Annotated in this window: 17 protein-coding genes; 9 read left to right on the top strand and 8 right to left on the bottom strand. The window is 73.2% G+C overall.

What is annotated here, in order from left to right; all coding sequences use genetic code 11:
• Positions 1 to 24 precede the first annotated feature (24 nt).
• Both ACQ9ZG_RS17105 and ACQ9ZG_RS17110 read right to left on the bottom strand, forming a co-directional pair.
• Positions 25 to 846 (bottom strand): aminoglycoside phosphotransferase, encoded by an 822-nt coding sequence (locus ACQ9ZG_RS17105; RefSeq protein ID WP_109914910.1) that lies wholly within the window; start codon positions 844 to 846, stop codon positions 25 to 27.
• Positions 847 to 947: 101 nt separating this feature from the next.
• Positions 948 to 1421, bottom strand: coding sequence for a hypothetical protein (locus ACQ9ZG_RS17110; protein ID WP_309076612.1), 474 nt, complete (start codon positions 1419 to 1421; stop codon positions 948 to 950).
• Positions 1422 to 1633: 212 nt separating this feature from the next.
• Here ACQ9ZG_RS17110 and ACQ9ZG_RS17115 point away from each other — a divergent pair, with 212 nt between their 5' ends.
• Entirely contained in the window at positions 1634 to 2392 is a 759-nt protein-coding gene (locus tag ACQ9ZG_RS17115) for a GntR family transcriptional regulator (RefSeq protein ID WP_109914909.1), read from the top strand.
• Between the two features lie 39 nt (positions 2393 to 2431).
• Here the strand turns inward: ACQ9ZG_RS17115 and ACQ9ZG_RS17120 are convergent, their stop codons facing one another.
• The 4 genes from ACQ9ZG_RS17120 to sigJ all read right to left on the bottom strand — a co-directional run bounded on the left by ACQ9ZG_RS17120 (position 2432) and on the right by sigJ (position 5935).
• The gene (locus ACQ9ZG_RS17120; RefSeq protein ID WP_109914908.1) at positions 2432 to 2965 is read right to left on the bottom strand and encodes an NUDIX hydrolase; all 534 of its coding nucleotides are present in this window, start codon (positions 2963 to 2965) and stop codon (positions 2432 to 2434) included.
• 62 nt (positions 2966 to 3027) lie between these two features.
• A complete protein-coding gene (locus ACQ9ZG_RS17125) occupies positions 3028 to 3303 on the bottom strand; it encodes a hypothetical protein (RefSeq protein WP_109914907.1) in 276 nt (91 codons plus the stop codon).
• Between the two features lie 178 nt (positions 3304 to 3481).
• The gene (locus ACQ9ZG_RS17130) at positions 3482 to 4894 is read right to left on the bottom strand and encodes an NAD(P)/FAD-dependent oxidoreductase (protein ID WP_109914906.1); all 1413 of its coding nucleotides are present in this window, start codon (positions 4892 to 4894) and stop codon (positions 3482 to 3484) included.
• A gap of 96 nt (positions 4895 to 4990) precedes the next feature.
• Positions 4991 to 5935 carry an RNA polymerase sigma factor SigJ gene (gene sigJ, locus ACQ9ZG_RS17135; protein WP_028415723.1) on the bottom strand — a complete coding sequence of 315 codons (945 nt, stop codon included), beginning with the start codon at positions 5933 to 5935 and terminating at the stop codon, positions 4991 to 4993.
• Positions 5936 to 6430: 495 nt separating this feature from the next.
• Between sigJ and ACQ9ZG_RS17140 the strand changes: the two genes are divergently transcribed.
• The 8 genes from ACQ9ZG_RS17140 (at position 6431) to ACQ9ZG_RS17175 (ending at position 15866) form a co-directional block, all read left to right on the top strand.
• Positions 6431 to 7042, top strand: a complete 612-nt coding sequence (locus ACQ9ZG_RS17140; protein WP_258312497.1) for an excalibur calcium-binding domain-containing protein — start codon at positions 6431 to 6433, stop codon at positions 7040 to 7042.
• An 84-nt stretch (positions 7043 to 7126) separates the two neighbouring features.
• A complete protein-coding gene (locus ACQ9ZG_RS17145) occupies positions 7127 to 7699 on the top strand; it encodes a hypothetical protein (RefSeq protein WP_084993660.1) in 573 nt (190 codons plus the stop codon).
• A gap of 98 nt (positions 7700 to 7797) precedes the next feature.
• On the top strand, positions 7798 to 8751 hold the full coding sequence (locus ACQ9ZG_RS17150) for a DUF2797 domain-containing protein (RefSeq protein WP_109917608.1): 954 nt from the start codon (positions 7798 to 7800) through the stop codon (positions 8749 to 8751).
• Positions 8752 to 8783: 32 nt separating this feature from the next.
• Positions 8784 to 9686 carry an amidohydrolase family protein gene (locus ACQ9ZG_RS17155; protein ID WP_375138371.1) on the top strand — a complete coding sequence of 301 codons (903 nt, stop codon included), beginning with the start codon at positions 8784 to 8786 and terminating at the stop codon, positions 9684 to 9686.
• A gap of 77 nt (positions 9687 to 9763) precedes the next feature.
• A complete protein-coding gene (locus ACQ9ZG_RS17160) occupies positions 9764 to 10534 on the top strand; it encodes a response regulator transcription factor (protein ID WP_028415718.1) in 771 nt (256 codons plus the stop codon).
• 22 nt (positions 10535 to 10556) lie between these two features.
• Positions 10557 to 12311, top strand: coding sequence for a sensor histidine kinase (locus tag ACQ9ZG_RS17165; protein ID WP_109917611.1), 1755 nt, complete (start codon positions 10557 to 10559; stop codon positions 12309 to 12311).
• Between the two features lie 25 nt (positions 12312 to 12336).
• Positions 12337 to 13695: a bifunctional glycosyltransferase family 2/GtrA family protein gene (locus tag ACQ9ZG_RS17170; RefSeq protein WP_181398431.1), complete on the top strand. Its 1359-nt coding sequence runs from the start codon at positions 12337 to 12339 to the stop codon at positions 13693 to 13695.
• Positions 13692 to 15866 carry an ArnT family glycosyltransferase gene (locus tag ACQ9ZG_RS17175; RefSeq protein ID WP_499280776.1) on the top strand — a complete coding sequence of 725 codons (2175 nt, stop codon included), beginning with the start codon at positions 13692 to 13694 and terminating at the stop codon, positions 15864 to 15866. The genes ACQ9ZG_RS17170 and ACQ9ZG_RS17175 overlap by 4 nt, the downstream gene beginning before the upstream one ends.
• 69 nt (positions 15867 to 15935) lie before the next feature.
• Here the strand turns inward: ACQ9ZG_RS17175 and ACQ9ZG_RS17180 are convergent, their stop codons facing one another.
• Both ACQ9ZG_RS17180 and ACQ9ZG_RS17185 read right to left on the bottom strand, forming a co-directional pair.
• The gene (locus tag ACQ9ZG_RS17180) at positions 15936 to 17132 is read right to left on the bottom strand and encodes a serine hydrolase domain-containing protein (protein ID WP_499280777.1); all 1197 of its coding nucleotides are present in this window, start codon (positions 17130 to 17132) and stop codon (positions 15936 to 15938) included.
• A gap of 186 nt (positions 17133 to 17318) precedes the next feature.
• Complete coding sequence (locus ACQ9ZG_RS17185; RefSeq protein WP_109917309.1) at positions 17319 to 18176, bottom strand: endonuclease/exonuclease/phosphatase family protein; 858 nt, start codon at positions 18174 to 18176, stop codon at positions 17319 to 17321.
• Positions 18177 to 18359 lie beyond the last annotated feature (183 nt).

The following is an 18359-nucleotide window of genomic DNA, read 5'->3' on the forward strand; positions in this document are numbered from 1 at the left end:
CTCTTGCTGGGCGGAGAGCTCGGCTCAACCAGCCCGGCGGTGTGCGTGCCAGGTGGCGGCGGCTGTCGCGAGGCGCAGGGCCCAAGGGTCGGTAGCGTCGGCACTGATCTCGGCCCAGAGGTTGTGGTTGGCGGCGGCGAAGGCGGTGATGCCTTCGGCGGGGGCGGTGTGCCAGGAGGGGATCTCGGCGGCCCGGCGCTCGGCGGATGCGGGGGCGTGTCCGGCGGCGATGAGCCAGATGACCCAGTAGCCGGCGTCGAGCCAGGCCGCGCCACAGGTGGCCCAGGCCCAGTCGACCAGGCGGGCCCGGTCGCCCGGGGGAGCGTGGTCGTCGACGAGGACGTTGGCGTTGTTCAGGTCGGTGTGGAGGAGGTGGGGTCCGGCGAGGAAGCGGAGGTCGTCGGGGTGGGCGGCGTAGCGCTCCAGGCGCTGTTCGGCGTGGCGTAGTTCGATGCCGGGGCACGGGGTCTCGCCCAGGCGGCTCAGGAGGGCGGCGACTTCGGGGAGGTCGGGGGATCCGGGGGCGTAGTCGGCGTGGTGGCCGGTGAGGGCTTCGAAGCCGAGGAGGTCCCAGCCTGCGGTTTCGACGTGCCAGTGGAGGGCGGGGGCCAGGCCGGTGAGGAAGGGAGCGATGGCGGCCTCCCGGCGCTGGGTCCAGGCGCGGGGGTGTTCGGTGCGCAGGCCCTTGATGTGCCAGGTGCCCGTTGCGGAGGTGACGCGGGCCGCGATCTCGCTGTTGAAGCCCTCGGCCGTCTCCTCGACCGTGAGGAGGGAGCCGGTGTGCTCTTCGAGGGCGGCGAGGGCGGCGGGCGGCAGCCGGTCGAGGCCGATGCGGGTGGTCGCCATGGGGCTTCACTCTTCCAGGAGGAGTGAGGGCTGGGGTTCTCGCGGCCGACCTGCAACGTCCGGGGAGATGCGCAGGCTGTCCCTGGGGCCGGAGCGGGCGATCAGGAACGTTCTGGGGTCTGCTCCAGGGCGTTCTCCCAGGTGTGCTGCGCGGTGTGGTCGGCGAACAGGCGGCAGCCGTCACCGTCGGGTTCGGGGGCGGTCACGGGGCAGTCGGGGAGTACGACGAGTTGCGCCTCGTCCGGTCCGTGCCAGCGGAGCCACAGTGCGGTGCCGTATGTGCCTGTGTCGGTGAGGAGGCCGAAGTGTTCACCCTCGTCGTGTGCGGACAGCTGGCATCGCACCGCCCGGTCGATGCGTGTGGCCGCCGACTTCCCTGCCGCCTCTCGTGCCAGGTCGACGGGGATCCGGCGCCAGCGCGCGGACCGGGGGCTGGAGTGCGGCGGGTGGTGTCCCGGATCTTCCGGGGTGACCGTGCTCGACGTGGTGAGCTGGTGGTCTCCCCTGTCGGAGAGCGGCAGGCCCGCCGTTGTCGGCTGGGCGCCGGGCTTCACGTCGCTCTTGGAAGACGGCATGAGCGCATCCCTTGTTCAGGAGTCGCCGCCGGTCGGCAACATCTCTAGACATCTGAAGTGAAACAGTGGATCTCTAGAGATGTCAACGCTACTTCGGAGGCGTGTGCCCTGGCCCGGGTGTCTCGGAGCGGGCACGTTCCACAGCTGGAACGTACGTTTCTTTCGTGAAAGAAAGCCCTAGGGTGTCTAGAGAGGCGAGGGAGAGGCCACTCATGTCCACCGAGGGCGCCAAGCGGCAGCCGAAGTATCAGCGGATCGCCGACGAGCTGCGGGACGCCATTCAGGCCGGGCAGTACCGGCCCGGTGATCGGTTGCCGGGTGAGAACGACCTCATGGCGGATCACGGTGTCGCTCGGATGACCGCCCGGCAGGCGCTCGGTGTTCTGCAGAGCGAGGGCATCGTCGAGTCGCGCAAGGGCGCTGGGGTCTTCGTGCGGTCGTTCCGCCCGCTGCGTCGCCAGGGCATCCAGCGCCTGGCCCGGTCCCAGTGGGGTGAGGGCCGGTCCGTCTGGTCCGTCGACACCGAGGACCGGACTCTGGTCGTCGACCGAGTGCGCGTCACCGAGCAGGGGGCGCCCGAGCATGTGGCCCGTGTGCTGGGGGTGGAAGAGGGCGAACCCGTGTGTGTTCGTAGTCGGCGCTTCGTGCTGGATGGCAAGCCCGTGCTTCTTGCCACGTCGTATCTGCCGGCCGGTCTGGTGGCCGGGTCGGCCATCGCTCAGGAGGACACCGGGCCCGGCGGCACCTACGCGCGGCTTGCCGAACTCGGTTCGGAGCCGGTCCACTTCCGTGAGGAGATCCGGTCCCGCATGCCGACGGCAGCCGAGGCGGAGCAGCTGAAGCTCTCGACCGGGACGCCCGTCATGCTGATCTGCCGGACCGCCTTCACCGACGAGGGCCGTGCGGTCGAAGTCAACGAGATGACCCTCGACTCTGCTTCGTACATCCTCGAATACGCCTTTGACGCGTAGGGGTTCTTCGTCGTCGGGCAGCGCCTACCCGGCCTCGGGTCAGCGGATCGCCTCGTCCATGAGCATGTAGAGCAGGCCGACCAGGGAGCCGCTGCTGACGATTTCGCGGCGGTCGATCATGGTGCGGATGTCGGTCAGGGGGATCCACTCGATGCGGTCCGACTCGTTCTTCTCGGTCGGCGGGCCTTCGTACGTGGCTCCGTCGGCGCGGAAGAGGTGGTGCTGCGAGTCGGTGATGCCGTTGGCCGGTTCGGCGTAGATCAGGGGTCTTACCGGGCCGGGGCGCCACCCCGTCTCCTCCAGGACTTCGCGGGCCGCCGCTTCGGCCGGGGTCTCGTCGTTCTCGACCAGGCCCATGGGGAGTTCCCAGGCCCAGGTGTCCGTGATGAAGCGGTGGCGCCACATCATCAGGACCTCGCGGCGTTCGTTGACGACGGCGGCCACGGCCAGGTTGCGGAGCTTGACGACGTGGTGGTCGAAGCGGTTGCCGTCCGGGGTCTCGATGTCGGTGACCCACAGGTTCACCCAGTGGTTCTCGTAGACCGGGCGTTCGCCGTGGATCTTCCATTGCATCGCTGTCGCCCCTCTCGATCAGGGTGTCAGCATCGCAGGGTTTTGGGGAGGGACCTTCTTCTCTAGGTGTGTGCGTCGGTGAGGTGGGTCTGTGCGTTCATGACCGCCTCGTGGAGACGTCCCGGCTGTACGCCCTCGCGTGCCATCCACTCGTCGAGGCGGGGGCGCAGGTAGGAGGCCATCCAGGGGCCGTGGCGGCGCAGGGCGGAGCGGTGGACCGAGATCTCCTCCTGGATCTCTCGCCGCAGGTCGTCCGTCCAGCCCTGCTCGCGGTCCGTCGGCTCCAGCGGGGCCTTCAGGGCGGCTACCGCCTTGTCCAGAGCCTCTGTCAGGTTCATATTTCTCCCGCCCGAACACCTCTGAGGCCGACTGCCGCAGTCCTTGTACCGGAAGCCCAAATTCCTGCCCATGGGGACTAGGGGCGGGGCTCTGTCGGGGAGTGCCGCATGGTGCCCGAGCGGGGCGCCCAGGATCCCGCGGATGGGGAGCGCCTCCGGGGGATCCTGGGGCGGAGCCTCAAGCCGTTGTCGCCTCCGGTGCCGGTGTGGGAACCGGAGCGGGCTGTACGACGGTGGGGCGGCGGCGGGAGGGGACGGCAAGTGTCGGGTTCGCCACGCCCCAGGCCGCGCCCTTGCAGACCAGTTCCTTGTAGAACGCGGCCAGACGGCCCGTCAGGGCGGCCGTGCGGGCGCGGTCGTCGGCGGTGACGTACTGGATCAGGCCCTCCTTGCGGCCGAGCGAGATGCACTGGTTGAAGTAACGCAGCGGGGCGGTCGGGCACTTGGTGCCGGTCAGGCGGGCCGCGATCGCGTCGGCGGCCTGCCAGGCCATGGGGATGCCCGAGGCGCACGACATGCGGAGCGGCTGGTCGCCGGGGCCCTGTGCCAGGGCCGCGTCGCCGATGGCGTACACGTCCGGGTGGGAGAGCGAGCGCATCGTGCCGTCGACCTCGATCCGGCCCGTGGCGTCGGTCCTCAGCGTGGTCGCCCGCGCGATCGGGTGGGCCGCGAAGCCCGTCGTCCAGATCGTGGCCGATGCGGGCAGGTCGCCCGCCGCGGTGGTGACGTGGTCGGCCCCGACCCCGGTGACCGTCGTGTTCTCGTGGACCGTGATGCCCAGGCCCGCCATGACCTTCCGCAGGTGGCGGGCGCCCTTGGGGGAGAGCCAGTCGCCCAGGGCGCCTCGGGCGGCGAGGGTGACCTGCAGGTCGGGGCGGGCCTCGGCGATCTCGGTCGCCGCCTCCAGGCCGGTGAGGCCGCCGCCCACGACGACCACGGGCTGTCCGGCGCCCAGGGCGGCCAGGCGGGCGCGCAGCCGGAGGGCGCCGGGGCGGCCCGCGATGTCGTGGGCGTGCTCGGCGGCTCCGGGGACGTCGTGGGTGTTCCAGGTGGAGCCGAGGGCGTATACGAGGGTGTCGTAGGGGAGTTCCTCGATGCCGGAGCCGCCGGAGTCGCCTAGCCCGCTGGAGCTGCCGAGCCCGTCGGAGCCGCCGGAGGCGCCGAGGCCCTCGGACGTGCTGGACCCGCTGGAGCTGCCGAGCCCGTTGGACGCCCCGGACCCGTTGGACGCCCCGGACGCGCTGGACCCGCCGGGCTCCGCCTCCGTGATCGAGACCGTCCTGCCGTCCACGTCGACCGCCGTCACCCTCGCGAGCCGCAGCCGCACCCCCGTACCCGCGAACATCTCGCTGAACGGGCGGGGCCTGAGCTCCTGCCCGACCGCCAACTGGTGCATCCTGACCCGCTCGACGAAGTCCGGCTCGGCGTTGACGAGGGTGATGGCGACGTCCTCGCGGCGCAGCCGCCTGGCGAGGCGGCCGGCGGCGATGGCTCCGGCGTATCCGGCCCCGAGAACGACGACGCGGTGCTGAGCGCGTCCGTGCCCGTGTTCCTGAACGTGTCCCTGTCCCTGTGCGTTTCCGTGCTGCATGGCCTGTGCTCCTGTCTCGCGCGGCTTCGCCCCTTGAACCGGGCAGCCCGTCGATTCCTGACAGGGGTGCGGTGTGACCTGCGTCACGTGGGTGGGTCAGAAGGCGTGGAACAGGGGTTCCCCGTGCTCCGCGGCCGCCCACCGCCTCGTCGCGCGCTCCAGCTTGTCGGGGTTGGCCTGGCTGCGGAACGCGGCGATGCCCTCCGCCGTGATCTCCAGGCACAGGATGCCCACGACCCGGCCGTCGACCACCGCCACCAGGGCGGGGGAGCCGTTGGCGGTCGTCGCGTGGATCTCGGCGGAGCCGCCCACCAGGTCGCGCTTGGCCTTGCCCGGCTTGAACAGGCCGCGCATGAACTTCGCGACCGCCACGGCCCCCTCGAACGCCTTGGTGCGGGCCGGCACCTTTCCGCCGCCGTCGCCGATCGCGACGGCGTCCGAGGTCAGCAGCCGCACCAGCGGTTCGGTCCGGCCGCTGGTCGCGGCGGCGAGGAACTCCTCGACGACCGGCCGGGCGGCCTCCGCGTCGATCTCCGTACGGGCCCTGCCCTCCGCGATGTGCTTCTTGGCGCGGTGGAGGAGCTGCTGGCAGGAGGCCTCGGTGATGTCGAGCATCTCCGCGATCCTGCGGTGCGGGTAGTCGAACGCCTCCCGCAGCACGTACACCACCCGTTCGTTGGGCGAGAGCCGTTCCATCAGGGCGAGTACGGCGTACGAGACCGACTCCCGCTGCTCGGCCGTGTCGGCGGGGCCCAGCATCGGGTCCCCGGCGAGCAGCGGTTCCGGCAGCCACTGGCCCACGTACGACTCGCGCCGCGCGCGGGCCGAGGTGAGCTGGTTGAGGCAGACGTTGGTGAGGACCTTGGTCAGCCAGGCCTCGGGGACCTCGATGCGGTCGATGTCGGCCGCCTGCCACCGCAGGAACGTGTCCTGTACGGCGTCCTCCGCGTCGCCCGACGAGCCGAGCAGCCGGTAGGCGATGGCCTCCAGACGGGGCATGGAGGCCTCGAACCGGTCCATGTGCGTCTGCGTCAGCGCCATGGTCCGGATCCTAGCCCCGGGGGCGGACGCGGGCAGGCGGGGGCAGGCGGGGGCGCCCGCCGGGCGGAGGGGGCTGGGCGGAGGGGGGGCGGGCGGTACGGCGGGTGGCGGGACGCTTGCGGTCCGGCCCCCGCCCGAGCGCCTACGGTTCCGGCCCTCAGCCCGAGCGCCCATGGTCCGGGCCCCGCCCGAGCGTCCACGGTCCTGGCCCCCGCCCGAGCGCCTACCGCCCCGGCCCCGGCCCGGGCTCCAGCGCCCCCCGGTCCCGCCCGAGGCGGCCGTCCGTACAAGATCGAGGGGCGGGGGCGCTCGCGCGGGAGGAAGCTGGAAGGGCGGGGTTCCTCGGCGAGGTGTGTGATGGGCGAGAACGGCGGACTTCTTCGGTCAGGGCTGCGGAGCGCGGGCTGCGCGGTGGTCGTGGGAGCCGTCGGGATTCTCGGGGCGGGGGCCTGTGGCGGGAGCGGGTCCGGCGGGGCCGGTGAGAGCGTCGCGCCCGTGTCCACCTCCGTGGCCGCGCCCTCGTCCTCGGCTCCTGCCGAGGTCACCGCCACGGTGACCAGCACCGTCACCGCCTCCCCCGAGACGCGGACGGACACGGAGACGCGGACGAAGGCGCCCGAGACGAGTCCATCGCCTTCCACCTCGGCCGCCCTCGGCGCCGAAGCCACCGTCGTCGCCTACTTCGACGCCGTCAACGACCGCGACTACCGGGCGGCCTGGGAGCTGGGTGGCAAGAACCTCGCCGGTGATTACCAGGCCTTCGTCGACGGCCTGGCCGACACCGAGCGCGACACCGTCCGGATCCTCGGCGTCCAGGGGGACACGGTCCGGGCCGAGCTGGAGGCCCTCCAGACCGACGGCAGCCTCAAGCTCTTCGAGGGCACCTACACCGTCCGTTCGGGTGTGATCACCTCCGCCGACGTACGGGAAGTGGCCGGGGCCGAGGACCCGTCGAGCGATGAGCCCGGCGGTGTGTACTACGAGAACTGCGACGCGGCCCGGGAGGCCGGAGCCGCGCCCCTGCACCCGGGCGACCCGGGGTATGGGGACCACCTCGACAGTGACGGTGACGGCATCGCCTGTGAGCCGTACGTTCCCCGCCCCTGAGGGTGCCTACGCGTCGGCCGACCCTGACGGGGTACCCGAGGTGGTACGGGGTGTGAGGGACGCGCCCGGCTCGGAGGTTGCCGGATGAGGTCGCGGAGGCACGGCCAGGTGCAGCGGTGGCAGGACGAGTGGTGGGCCGTGGGGCTGCTGGTGCTCGTGGTGTGGATAGGTATCCGGCTGGCCTTCGACGGGTGGTCGGGGTGGCCCGGGATTCTGGCCGGCGGGCTCGTCTACGCCGGGTTCATGGCCTGGTACGTGATGCGGCGCCGGCGTCGGGACGCCCGCGCGGTGGGGACCGAGGCCGCCCGGGTGCCGGAGCTGGAGCGGCGGATCGCCAGGAACGGTGAGCTGCCCGACGACCCGGCCGAGCAGGCCGTCATGGTCCGGCTGATCCGGCGCCGGGAGGCGAAGCTGCGGCGCCATCAGTGGTGGGCCTTCCCCGTGCTGGGGCTGCTGCTCTTCGGGATCCCGCTGCTCTGGTTCGCCGCCGGGAACCTGGTGGCGGGCGTGTGGGGGCTCGGGTTCGGGGCGGCGTTCCTGGGGTGGATGGCCTGGTTCAACCGGCGGTTCGTCCGCCGCATGGCCGGGATGCGGCGGCGGATCGAAGGCGTCGGCGCGCCCGGCGCCACCGGGGGCGTTGTCACCGGCGGTCGTTAGCCTTGACGGGCGGGGCCTGGAAGCGGGGCCCCGGGGGCTTGAAGCCGCTTCGTGTGGCGTGGCGAGCCGCCTCGTCCGGTGCGGAGAGCGGAGTTCGGGTGGCCTTCGGGTGGCGGTGTACCGGGGTCGCGTGGCCGGGGGACAGGCCGGAGCTGGGCTGGATCCGCGGGCGTGAGCGGCGCGTGAGCGTTCTCGCGTACGGGAGCGGGCTCGGGTTCCGGGCCGTGGGGGAGCGGCACTGTGTGGGGGCCCGGGGGAATCCGTGTCCTGTCGCCGCCGTCGTGCCCGCGCGCTCCACCGGGGGCCGGTGCCCGGAGTGCGCGCGGCTGGACCGGGCCCACTCGGTGGCCGCCGACACCCTGGCCGACGACCCGCGTCCGTACCGCGTCTATCTCGCCTGGTTCGGGCCCGCCCTGGTCAAGGTCGGCATCACCCGGGAGGAGCGCGGCGGGGCCCGGCTGCGGGAGCAGGGGGCCGTGGCGTTCACCTGGCTCGGGCGCGGCCCCCTGATGGCCGCCCGGCGGACCGAGGAGGTGCTGCGGGCCGCCCTCGGGGTGCCGGACCGGATTCCGTACGCCCGGAAGCGGGCCGTGCGAGGGCAACTGCCGGGCGAGCGGGAGCGGTTCGACGAAGTGGCGGAGCTGTACGGGCGGGCCGTCGGGCTTCAAGGGCGCGGCTGGCCGGAGTCGTTGGAGCCCTTGCCTCTCGAAGTCGTCGATCATGCGGGGATGTTCGGGCTCGACCGGTCGGCCCGTGCCGCGCGGGCCGTGAGCGAGCTGGTCGACGGGGGTGTGGTCGCGGGGCGGCTGGTGGCTGCCGCCGGGCCCGATCTGCATCTTGCCGTGGACGACCGGGAGGGCGTGATCGTGCTCGATACGCGGTTGATCACCGGGTGGGAGCTGGCGGCCGTCACCCGGGAGGAGACGGAGGAGCGGGCGGAGACGGAGGGGAGGGCAGAGAGGGCGGAGACGGAGGGGAAGGCGGAGAAGGGCGAAGTAGGTGTCCCCCTCATCGACATCGCGGGCGGCGGCGTGCAGGGTGGGTTGTTCTGACCCTGATCGGCGAGACCTGCGAGGAGCTGCGTGTGGAAGACGACAGCCTTGAGGTGCAGGACGACAGCCTCGACGTCGTGCGGTTCCGGGAGCGGCTCGGGCTGCCCGGGCTCATCGACGTCCACACCCACTTCATGCCCGAGCGGGTCCTGCGCAAGGTCTGGGCCTACTTCGACTCCGTCGGGCCGCTCACCGGGAGGGAGTGGCCGATCACCTACCGGCACGAGGAGGAGCAACGGCTCGCCCTCATCCGGTCGTTCGGGGTGCTCCGCTTCACCTCCATGCTCTATCCGCACAAGCCCGGCATGGCCCGCTGGCTCAACGGCTGGGCCGCGGACTTCGCCGCCCGGGTGCCCGACTGCCTGCACACCGCGACCCTCTTCCCGGAGGAGGGAGTGGAGGTGTACGTGAAGGAGGCCGTCGAGAGCGGGGCGCGGGTCTTCAAATCACATCTCCAGGTGGGTGCGTACGACCCCAACGACCCTCTGCTGGAGCCTGTTTGGGGGATGCTCGCGGAGGCCGGGGTGCCCGTCGTCATGCACTGCGGGTCCGGGCCCGCGCCGGGGCGGTTCACCGGGCCGGGGCCGGTCGGGCGGCTCCTCGCGCGCCATCCCCGGCTGCGGCTGATCGTGGCGCACATGGGGATGCCGGAGTACGGGGAGTTCCTGGCGCTGGCGCAGGCGTACCCGGAGGTGCGGCTCGACACGACGATGGCGTTCACCGACTTCAGCGAGGGGTTCTCCCCGTTCCCGGTGGCGGAGCGCGGGCGGCTCGCCGATCTCGGGGACCGGATCCTGCTCGGGACGGACTTCCCGAACATCCCGTACCCGTACGCACACCAGCTGGAGGCCCTGGAGCGGCTCGGGCTGGGGGACGCGTGGCTGCGGGCCGTCTGCTACCGGAACGCGGAGACGCTGTTCGGGCCCGTCGCCTGAGGGACGGGACCCGCTTTCTCAGGCAATTCACAGAAACGGGTCAGGGTTCTCTCACGGGCGCCTCACAGGGTGGTTCCATGACGACGACCACGGTGCCCCAGGGGCGAACCGACACCGCGCCCCACGGGCGTACCGAACTGCTCCGGCCGGACCGTACGCCCGTGCGCGTCCTGGTCGTGGACGACGAGGCTCCGCTCGCCGAGCTGCTCTCGATGGCCCTGCGGTACGAGGGGTGGGAGGTGCGCTCCGCCGGTGACGGGGCCGGGGCCGTGCGCGCGGCCCGGGACTTCCGCCCGGACGCGGTCGTCCTGGACGTGATGCTCCCCGACATGGACGGGCTCTCCGTCCTGGGCCGGCTCCGGCGCGACCACGCCGACGTGCCCGTCCTCTTCCTCACCGCCCGGGACGCCGTGGAGGACCGGATCGCCGGGCTCACGGCGGGCGGCGACGACTACGTGACCAAGCCGTTCAGCCTGGAGGAGGTCGTGGCCCGGCTGCGCGGGCTGATCCGCCGCTCGGGCACGGCGCTGGCCGCCGGGCGCGGCCAGTCGACGCTCACCGTCGGGGACCTGGTGCTCGACGAGGACAGCCACGAGGTGAGCCGGGGCGGGGACGCGATCCACCTGACCGCCACCGAGTTCGAGCTGCTGCGGTTCCTGATGCGCAACCCGCGCCGGGTGCTCAGCAAGGCGCAGATCCTGGACCGGGTCTGGAACTACGACTTCGGCGGCCAGGCCAACGTCGTCGAGCTCTACATCTCCTACCTCCGCAAGAAGATCGACGCCGGACGGACACCGATGATCCACACCCGGCGCGGCGCGGGGTATCTGATCAAGCCCGGTGAGTAGGCGCCTGCGGGGACCGGGCGCGCTGCGGCGGCCGTGGACCCTGCGGACCCGGCTCGTGGTCTCCGCCGTCTCCCTGATCGCCGTCGTCGCGGCGGTCATCGGGTCCGTCACCGCCATAGCGTTCCACAGCTACCTGTACGGCAAGCTCGACGACCAGCTCCACTCCATCGCCGTACGCGCCGAGCGGCCGCCCGGGCCGGGTCCGGTGCCGGAGGGTTCGGCACCGGAGGGCGTGGTGCCCGAGGCGCTGCTGCCCACGGCCCTGCGGGACGCCGGTCCGCTCGGCTTCATCGGGGGCGGCGGGCAGCCGCTCGGCACGTTCGGGGCCGTCGTCGACGACGGGGACGTCACCGCGTCGAAGGTCGTCGTCGAGGACAGCGGCCTCCGCTCCCAGGAGAGCGCCAAGCCCCTGACGGCGGCGCAGCAGCGGGCGCTGGAGGCGGCGGCTCCGGGAACCGGCGAGGACGCCCGGAGCGTCGAGCTGCCCGGCCTCGGCGGCTACCGCGTGGAGGCCGCCACCACCGCCGAGGGCCGGACCGTCCTCGTCGGGATTCCCACCGCCGAGGTGAGCGGCGCCCTCACCACCCTGATCGTCGTCGAGGTCTGCGTCACCGCGGCCGGGCTCGTCGCCGCCTCCCTGGCGGGCACCGTCCTCGTCGGGGTCGCCCTGCGTCCGCTGCGCCGGGTCGCGGCCACCGCCGCCCGGGTCGTCGAACTCCCGCTCCACAGCGGTGAGGTGGCGCTCCTCGAACGCGTCCCGGACGCCGAGGCCGACCCCCGTACCGAGGTCGGGCAGGTCGGTGCGGCGCTCAACCGGATGCTGGGCCACGTCGGTTCGGCGCTGGCCGCCCGGCAGGAGAGCGAGACCCGGGTCCGGCAGTTCGTCGCGGACGCCAGCCATGAGCTGCGCACCCCGCTCGCCTCGATCCGGGGGTACGCCGAGCTGACCCGGCGTGCGTCGGGCGGGGGCGCGTCGGCCGCCGACCCCGTGACCCGGCACGCGCTGGGGCGGATCGAGTCGGAGGCGGACCGGATGACCGGGCTGGTGGAGGATCTGCTGCTGCTCGCCCGGCTCGATGCGGGACGCCCGCTCTCGTACGAGAGCACTGATCTGCTGCCGTTGGTCGTGGACGCGGTGAGCGATGCCCGGGTGGCGGACGCCGCCGTGGAGACCGGGGACGACGCCCACCACCGCTGGCGGCTGGAGCTGCCCGACGAGCCCGTGACCGTACGCGCCGATCCCGCCCGGCTCCAGCAGGTCCTGGTGAACCTGCTGGCCAACGCCCGTACCCACACCCCCGCGGGGACCACGGTGACCGTCTCCGTACGGCCGCCCTCGCCCGGGTCCACCGCAGGGGCGGTGACGCTGGAGGTACGGGACGACGGGCCCGGGATCCCGGCCGAGCTGCTGCCGCACGTCTTCGAGCGGTTCGCCCGCGGGGACGCCTCCCGCACCCGCGGGGCAGCCGCCGAGAAGACCACGGCCTCCACCGCCGCCACCGGCTCCACGCCCTCCACCGGCTCGACGGCCGCCGGCCCGGCCGGCTCCACGGCAACCCGTTCCACGGCCACCGGCTCCACCGGTCTCGGCCTCGCCATCGTGCAGGCCGTCGTCTCCGCGCACGGCGGGCGCGTACGGGTGGAGTCGGCGCCCGGCCGTACGGTCTTCGCGGTCGAGCTGCCCGCCGAACCGGCCGCTCACCAGGGGCCAGGGGGTGCCGGACCGGCCGCCCCCCAGGGTTCACAGGACAGGGACAGGCTCACCACACCCGTGTGACAGCGCGGTTGGCGAACGTCGGAGCATGACCACCGACAGCCTCCCCAGCAGCCATCGCGCGGACGGCGGCACAGCCGGGAGCACCGCGGAGAAGAGGGGCGGACACCTGCCCGTACGGGAACACCTCCCGGCCGGCCTCCGGGATCCCGCCGCCTCCGGTGCCCCCGTGCTCGACGTCGTCGTCCCCGTGTACAACGAGGAGAAGGACCTCCGCCCCTGCGTCCTGCGCCTCCACGACCACCTCTCGCGCACCTTCCCGTACGCCTTCCGCATCACCGTCGCGGACAACGCGTCCACCGACTCCACCCCCGCCGTGGCGGCCGCGCTCGCGGCGGAGCTGCGCGGGGTGCGGTCGGTGCGGCTGGAGGAGAAGGGGCGCGGGCGGGCGCTCCGTACGGTCTGGTCGGCCTCCGACGCACCCGTCCTCGCCTATATGGACGTCGACCTCTCCACCGACCTCAACGCCCTCCTCCCGCTGGTCGCCCCGCTGATCTCCGGCCACTCCGACCTGGCCATCGGCTCCCGGCTCGCCCGGAGTGCGCGGGTGGTACGCGGGTCCAAGCGGGAGTTCATCTCGCGCGCCTACAACCTCATCCTGCGCTCCTCCCTCGCCGCCGGGTTCAGTGACGCCCAGTGCGGGTTCAAGGCGATCCGGAGCGAGGTGGCCGAGCGGCTGCTGCCGATGGTGGAGGACAGCGGCTGGTTCTTCGACACCGAGCTGCTGGTCCTGGCCGAGCGGGCCGGGCTGCGCATCCACGAGGTGCCCGTCGACTGGATCGACGACCCCGACTCCACCGTCCACATCGTGCGGACGGCCACCGAGGACCTGAAAGGCGTGTGGCGGGTGGGGCGGGCGCTGGCCGTCGGCGCGCTGCCGCTGGACCGGCTTGCCCGGCCCTTCGGGGACGACCCGCGCGACCGGGCGCTGACCGGGGTGCCGCGCGGACTGGCCCGCCAACTGGTCGGGTTCTGCGTCGTCGGGGTCCTCTCCACCCTCTTCTACCTCGCCCTGTACTCCCTCTTCCGGCTCGGCGTCGGCCCGCAGGTCGCGAACGGGGCCGCGCTCCTGGTCTCCGCCGTCGCCAACACCGCCGCCAACCGCCGTCTCACCTTCGGCGTACGCGGCCGTCGCGGGGCCGTACGCCATCAGGCCCAGGGGCTCGTCGTCTTCGCGATCGGCCTCGCCCTGACCAGCGGTTCGCTCGCCGCGCTCGGGGCGGCCTCCGGATCGCCGTCCCACAGCGCCGAGTTGGCCGTGCTGATCACCGCCAACCTCGCCGCCACCGTGCTCCGCTTCCTGCTCCTGCGCGCCTGGGTCTTCCCGGCCGGTGCCCGCCGCACCCCGGAGCCCCACCGCGCCCCCGATTCCGAGGACCTCCGATGACCACGACCACCGCCGCCGTCCCCTCGATCCCGGCCCCCGCGCCGCCACCCCGAGCGGGGGCCGGCCCCCGCTGGGCACGCCCCGCGCTGTACGGGCTCCTCCTGGCCGTCGGGGTCGCCTACTTCGTCAACCTCAGCGCCTCCGGATACGCCAACTCCTTCTACTCCGCCGCCGTCCAGGCCGGCAGCCAGAGCTGGAAGGCCTTCTTCTTCGGCTCGCTGGACGCGGCCAACGCCATCACCGTCGACAAGCCCCCGGCCGCCCTCTGGCCGATGGCCCTGTCCGTGCGGCTCTTCGGCCTCAACTCCTGGGCGATCCTCGCCCCCCAGGTCCTGATGGGCGTCGCCACGGCGGCCGTGCTGAACACCGCCGTACGCCGCCGGTTCGGGCCGGTCGCCGGGCTGATCGCGGTCGGCGTGTTCGCGCTGACGCCGGTCGCCGCGCTGATGTTCCGCTTCAACAACCCGGACGCGCTGCTCGCCCTGCTGATGACCGTCACCGTGTGGTGCGTGCTGCGGGCGCTGGAGGACGGGCGGACGAAGTGGCTGCTCTGGGCGGGGGCGGCCGTCGGGCTCGCGTTCCTGACGAAGACCCTCCAGGCGTTCCTGATCCTGCCGCCGCTGGCCCTGCTGTACGCGGTGTGCGCGCCCGTTTCCGTACGGAAGAGGCTCGGCCAACTCGCCCTGTCCGCACTGACGATGGTCCTCGCCGGTGGCTGGTGGGTGGCGATCGTGGAGCTGATGCCCGCGTCGTCGCGGCCGTACGTCGGCGGTTCGCAGAACAACTCGTTCCTGGAGCTGACCTTCGGCTACAACGGCCTCGGCCGGATCAACGGTGAGGAGACCGGCAGCGTCGGCGGGGGCGGTGGCGGCCGTGGAGGCGGTGGCGGCGGCTGGGGCGAGACCGGCATCGGGCGGATGTTCAACTCCGAGGTCGGCGGCCAGATCGCCTGGCTGCTGCCCGCCGCGCTGATCCTGCTGCTCGCCGGTCTCTGGCTGACCCGGAAGGCGGCCCGGACCGACTCCGCGCGGGCCGCGTTCCTGGCCTGGGGCGGGGCGCTGGTGATGACCGCAGCCGTGTTCAGCTTCATGGCGGGGATCTTCCACCAGTACTACACGGTGGCCCTCGCCCCCTACATCGCCGCGCTGGTCGCCATGGGGGCCGTGGTGCTCTGGGAGGAGCGGGCCGCCTGGTGGCCGAGGGCGGTGCTCGCGGGGACCGTGGCGGTGACGGTGGTCTGGGCGTACGTGCTGCTGGGCCGCACCCCGGAGTACCTGCCGTGGCTGCGGTGGGCGGTGCTCGTGGGCGGTCTGGTGGGGGCCGCGGGGCTGCTCGTCGTGGGGGGCCGGGCGCTGGCCCTCGCGGTGGTGGGGCTGAGCTTCGCGGCCTCGCTGGCGGCGCCGGCCGCGTACACCGTCAGCACGTTGGGCACGGGGCACCAGGGGTCGATCGTGACCGCGGGGCCGTCGGGCGCCGGGTTCGGGATGGGCGGGCCGGGCGGTGGCGGCGGCCGGGGCGGACCCGGTGGTGGTCCGGACGGGGGCGACGGCGACGGGCGCGGGCAGCGCGGTGGCGCACAGATGCAACCGCCGGGCGGCCAGGCGCAGTTCCCGGGCCAGGGCCAGGGGCAGTTCCCCGGTCAGGGGCAGGGCCAGGCACAGGGCAGTCAGGGCCAGGGCAATCAGCAGGGCAACGCCACCGGTGGCATGCCGGCCGGTGGCATGCCGACCTCCCCCGGTGAGGGCATGAGGGGCGGCGGCGGTGGCGGTATGGGCGGGCTGCTCAACGGCGCGTCCGTCTCCGCCGAGGCGGAGGCCCTCCTGGCGAAGGACGCGGACGACTACACCTGGGCCGCCGCCGCCATCGGCGCCCAGAACGCCGCCAGCTACCAACTCGCCACCGGAGAGCCGGTGATGGCCATCGGCGGCTTCAACGGCAGCGACCCGTCACCGACGCTCGCCCAGTTCAAGAAGTACGTGGAGGAGGGCAGGATCCACTACTTCGTCTCGGGCGGCGGCATGGGCGGGGGCGGCATGGGCGGCGGAGAAGGCGGGGGCGGCATGGGCGGCTCCGGCACCTCCTCCCAGATCTCGGCCTGGGTGACGGAGAACTTCACCGAGGTCACCGTCGGCAGCGCCACCTTCTACGACCTGACGCAGCCGGTCAGTTGATGGATCACGGCGTACGCGGCCGGGCCCCGGCGACCGGTTCTCGGTGGCCGGGCTCCCGGCGGGCCGGGATCAGAACCCGGCCGCGTACGTCCAGAAGTCCCGCATCAGGCGCGGTGCGGCGGGTCCGGCCAGCTCCATCTGCGTGAGCAGGACGGCGACCGTACCGGTGGACGGGATGACGTGGGCCGAGGTGCCGGTGCCGCCGATCCAGCCGTAGCGGCCGAGTACGTTCCACGGGGCCGTGATCTCCACGTCCACCGAGCCGCCGAACCCCCACCCCTGGCCCTCCGTGAAGAGCCCGCTCTCCGCGCGCTGGGCCGGGGTGAGGTGGTCGGTGAGCATCTGGCGTACGGACTCCGCGGCCAGCACCCGGTGCCCGTCGTCCGCCAGGCCCCCGGCGAGCAGCATCCGGCCGAAGGCGCACCAGTCGTCGACGGTCGAGACCAGCCCCCCGGCTCCGGAGGGGAAGGCGGGCGGCCGGCTCCACTGCCCGTCCGGCGCGTCCACCAGCTCCGGACCGCCCGCCGGACTCCCCTCCCCCGCACGGTAGTAGCCGGTGAACCGGTCCAGCGCACCGGGCGCCACGGAGAAGCCGGTGTCCGCCATGCCGAGGGGCTCGAACAGCCGCTCCGCCAGATAGGCGGGCAGCGGCCGGTCGGCGGCGCGGGCCACGAGGACCCCGAGGATGTCGGAGCACGTGTTGTAGAGCCAGCCGTCGCCCGGCTGGTGGAGCAGCGGGATACGGGAGAGCGCGGCCATCCAGGCGTCCGGCCCGGGCACGTCCTGCGGCCGGGGCGGGCCCTGTTTCAGCTCGGCGAACAGTGGGGCGACGGCGGGGAGCGCGAAGTCGGACGGGAAGCCGTACCCGGCCCGGAAGGTCAGCAGGTCGAGGACGGTGATCGGGCGCACCGCCGACACCACGTCGTCCACCGGGCTCTGCGGGGTCCGCACGACCAGCGGCGAGGCCAGTTCGGGGAGCCAGGCGGCGACCGGGTCGGCGGGGGCGATCACGCCGTCCTCGACCAGGGTCATGGCGGCGGCCGCGACGATCGGCTTGGTGACCGAGGCGAGGCGGAAGAGGGAGTTCCGGCGCATGGGCGTGCTCCCGGCGAGCGTGGCCGAGCCGGCCACCGCCACCTCCACCCGCTCGCCCCGGCCGCCCTGGCCCCTCCGGTCGCCCCGGGCGACCAGCGCCACCGCTCCCGGCGCGGATCCCCGGGCGGTATGGGTGTCCAGCAGGTCCTGCAGTCCGTGCGGGGTGCTCATGGGCGGGCCTTTCTCCGTACCGCGTGCTCGGGCGTGAGTCCGCCCTCCTTGGTGCGTCCCCCGTGGGCAGCGGTCCATGAGCGGTGCTCGGACTGTAAGACGTCGTCGGCCGCCGAAAGAGAGCGCCACGACCGTAAAGGATCAGACTCCGGACTCGCCCCGCTCACCGGCCCCCGGCGTCCGCGCTCACCGTCCCCGCACCACCAGGTCCGCCACGACCGCCCGGTGGTCCGAGGCGTGGCCCGGGGCGGCGCTCTCCGGCACCCAGGCGCGCCGCACCTCGGCCGTCCCCTTCGCCACCGCCACGTAGTCGATCCGCTTGACCGGGTCCCGCGCAGGGAAGGTCGGCGCCCCCGGGTCGGCGTCCGTCAGCCCCTCCCACAGCGGGGCCAGCTCCGGGGCGCCGGGCTCCGCGTTGAAGTCGCCGAGCAGGACCTTCGGGCCCCGGTCCCCGGCCATGATCCGCCGGGTGTCGGCGACCTGGGCGGTCCGTACGGCGGGGTCCGGGCGGTAGTCGAGGTGGGTGACGTACACGTGCAGGGACCGCCCCTCCACCCGCACGACGGCCTCCGCGAACCCCGGAGCGGGGGCGGGGACCGGGTCCGGGTCCTGGGTCGAGAGGCGGGTGATCTCGTGGTTCTCGGCGCTCACGATCCGGTACCGGGACAGCACGGCCACCCCGAACTCGGCCCGGGGGCCGCCCGGTCGGGCCGGGTCCAGGCTGTAGACCGGGGCGAAGAACACGTACATGCCCAGCCGCTGTGCCAGCTCGCCCGCGAGATCGCGCCACTCGCTGCGGGCGCCCCAGTGCCGGTCGACTTCCTGAAGGCCGATCACATCGGCGCCCAGCAGACGGAGTTCGTCGGCCTGCCGGTCGAGATCGAAGACGTTGTCCATGCCCGCCCCGGCATGGATGTTGTACGTGGCCACCCGCAGCGGAACCCCGCGGCCGGGAGTGGCCGCGGTGGCGGCCGGGGAGCCGATCAGGGTCGCCGACAGGGCGGCGGCGAGAAGGAGTTGCGGGATACGGCGATGCGGTGACATGGCTCTCTCCGGTCGGGTCGGCGGGGATCGCGCACAGGCGTCGGAACCGTATCGCTCGGGTCGCGCGGGGCCCATCGACACGGCCGGGGGCGGCACCCCAATTGACTTGTACGCCGTAAAAGGACTGCCTTACGGTGTACGACGTCCACGTCCTATACACCGTACGAGCGTCTGTGCTCCGTA

It is taken from the genome of Streptomyces araujoniae (assembly GCF_050871195.1).
Taxonomy (GTDB): Bacteria; Actinomycetota; Actinomycetes; order Streptomycetales; family Streptomycetaceae; genus Streptomyces; species Streptomyces bacillaris.

Coding starts and splice junctions, on each gene's coding strand:
- ACQ9ZG_RS17105 (WP_109914910.1), bottom strand. CDS start 846: ATGGCGACCACCCGCATCGGCCTCGACCGGCTGCCGCCCGCCGCCCTC.
- ACQ9ZG_RS17110 (WP_309076612.1), bottom strand. CDS start 1,421: ATGCCGTCTTCCAAGAGCGACGTGAAGCCCGGCGCCCAGCCGACAACG.
- ACQ9ZG_RS17115 (WP_109914909.1), top strand. CDS start 1,634: ATGTCCACCGAGGGCGCCAAGCGGCAGCCGAAGTATCAGCGGATCGCC.
- ACQ9ZG_RS17120 (WP_109914908.1), bottom strand. CDS start 2,965: ATGCAATGGAAGATCCACGGCGAACGCCCGGTCTACGAGAACCACTGG.
- ACQ9ZG_RS17125 (WP_109914907.1), bottom strand. CDS start 3,303: ATGAACCTGACAGAGGCTCTGGACAAGGCGGTAGCCGCCCTGAAGGCC.
- ACQ9ZG_RS17130 (WP_109914906.1), bottom strand. CDS start 4,894: ATGCAGCACGGAAACGCACAGGGACAGGGACACGTTCAGGAACACGGG.
- sigJ (WP_028415723.1), bottom strand. CDS start 5,935: ATGGCGCTGACGCAGACGCACATGGACCGGTTCGAGGCCTCCATGCCC.
- ACQ9ZG_RS17145 (WP_084993660.1), top strand. CDS start 7,127: ATGAGGTCGCGGAGGCACGGCCAGGTGCAGCGGTGGCAGGACGAGTGG.
- ACQ9ZG_RS17160 (WP_028415718.1), top strand. CDS start 9,764: ATGACGACGACCACGGTGCCCCAGGGGCGAACCGACACCGCGCCCCAC.
- ACQ9ZG_RS17170 (WP_181398431.1), top strand. CDS start 12,337: ATGACCACCGACAGCCTCCCCAGCAGCCATCGCGCGGACGGCGGCACA.
- ACQ9ZG_RS17175 (WP_499280776.1), top strand. CDS start 13,692: ATGACCACGACCACCGCCGCCGTCCCCTCGATCCCGGCCCCCGCGCCG.
- ACQ9ZG_RS17180 (WP_499280777.1), bottom strand. CDS start 17,132: ATGAGCACCCCGCACGGACTGCAGGACCTGCTGGACACCCATACCGCC.
- ACQ9ZG_RS17185 (WP_109917309.1), bottom strand. CDS start 18,176: ATGTCACCGCATCGCCGTATCCCGCAACTCCTTCTCGCCGCCGCCCTG.